Origin of the sequence: Litorimonas sp., from assembly GCA_029936425.1 — a bacterium.
Taxonomy (GTDB): domain Bacteria; phylum Pseudomonadota; class Alphaproteobacteria; order Caulobacterales; family Maricaulaceae; genus Litorimonas.
Genome location: JAPYSU010000119.1, coordinates 1 through 1,340 on the forward strand (window position 1 = coordinate 1; position 1,340 = coordinate 1,340).

Genomic DNA, 1,340 nt, shown 5'->3' on the forward strand with positions numbered 1-1,340 from the left:
TCCTTCAGGAGTTCGATGGTGGCTGGGCGAGTCTCTCCTGGATGGACCGTCAGCTTGACTGTGAAGCCGCAGACGCTGAGAGTCCTGGCGGCTGTGTCGAGGCACTTGGTGGACCCGTCGACCGAGATGGGCTGCTTCACGCTGGTGAGGGCAGTCGGGTCGAGGTTGTGGGCTGACTCGGACTGAAGGAAGTCCGTAGCCGGAGTGGGCGGCCTCTTGTTGGCGAGCGTGGAGGAGTCGAAGCAGCGGGCGAGCTTGGTCGCGATGGCCTCCTCCTCCTGGTCCCGCGAGTACTCGTACGCAGAGTGGTCGAGGCGCACGTTCTTGTTCTCGGGGATTCTGATCCTTGGGTCGCATCCGTCCAGCAGCAGTCCCGTTCCGAAGAGGGAATTGCAGACGCGGAGCTCTCCCACGATGTTGCACGCGGAGACGGTAGGGTGCAGGCTCGCTAGATGGATTCCTAGGAGCAGGTCGATCTCTCCCGTTGGCCGCTGGACCCGGCTTGGATCCAGCTGTGGGAAGATCTCAGAGAGGGCGGAGAGGTCCACCTCGGGCTGTGCTGCGGCGAGCTGCTCCATCTCCATGACCACCACCTCGTGGATAGTGTCCTTGCGGTCCACGAGGCGGATGGTGTACTCGTGAGTGCTGAACATCCTGCGGACCCCGCCGGTGGTGGTGAGCTGAAGGTCTACTGGCCTCCCCTCGAGTCCCAGCTGCGAAGCGTAGGCTGCACGGACCAGGTTCACGTTGGAGCCGTTGTCCCAGAAGACGGCGGCGGGTCGAGGCGCGTGTTCCACTTGGACGAACTGGAGCTGCAGGAGGGCATGGGCGGTGTTCTCGTCTCCGTGGTCCACCTGCCTGGGGTTGAGGGTGGCGTTCACGGTGTTGCAGAAGCGGACTTGAGTCCCGTGGAGCATGTGGTGATGCAGGAGTCCACAGGGCAGCCCTTGCACTAGTTCTTGGCATGGCTCGAATGGCTTGTCCTTGTTCCACTCCCTGCAGTTGTCGCGCAGGTGGCTGCCGGACACGTCCAGGCACAGCGCGCAGCCCCCGGCCTTCTCCAGAGCCATGGCGCGACCGGAGGGCGTCATCTGCTGGAAAGTCGGGCATCTCGAGAGGCGAGTGGCGGGCAGCGAACCGGACTGGTTGGAGCGGCGGTGCTGCAGGTCGCAGACAGGGCAGGTTGGGGTCCCTGGCTGGCCGTCAGTGTAGTGGACGGACTTGGCTCTCCTGGACACGTTGGGCGTCAGGAACTGCGGCTTCCCGGTGCCCTCAGGCTTGTTGGAGCCGGAGTCTGGCTTGGCGGTGCCGGTGGCCTGCCTCCCGGCATCTTGGTGAGC

The 1,340-nt window shown here is 64.5% G+C and carries 2 protein-coding genes; one reads left to right on the forward strand and one right to left on the reverse strand.

What is annotated here, in order from left to right; genetic code table 11:
- The coding region (locus ACN0IC_RS15465) for a hypothetical protein (RefSeq protein WP_416879643.1) at positions 1 to 917 on the reverse strand (917 nt) is incomplete at its 3' end.
- A 42-nt stretch (positions 918 to 959) separates the two neighbouring features.
- Here ACN0IC_RS15465 and ACN0IC_RS15470 point away from each other — a divergent pair.
- Positions 960 to 1,340: hypothetical protein (locus ACN0IC_RS15470; protein ID WP_416879644.1), on the forward strand; the 381-nt coding region annotated here is incomplete at its 3' end.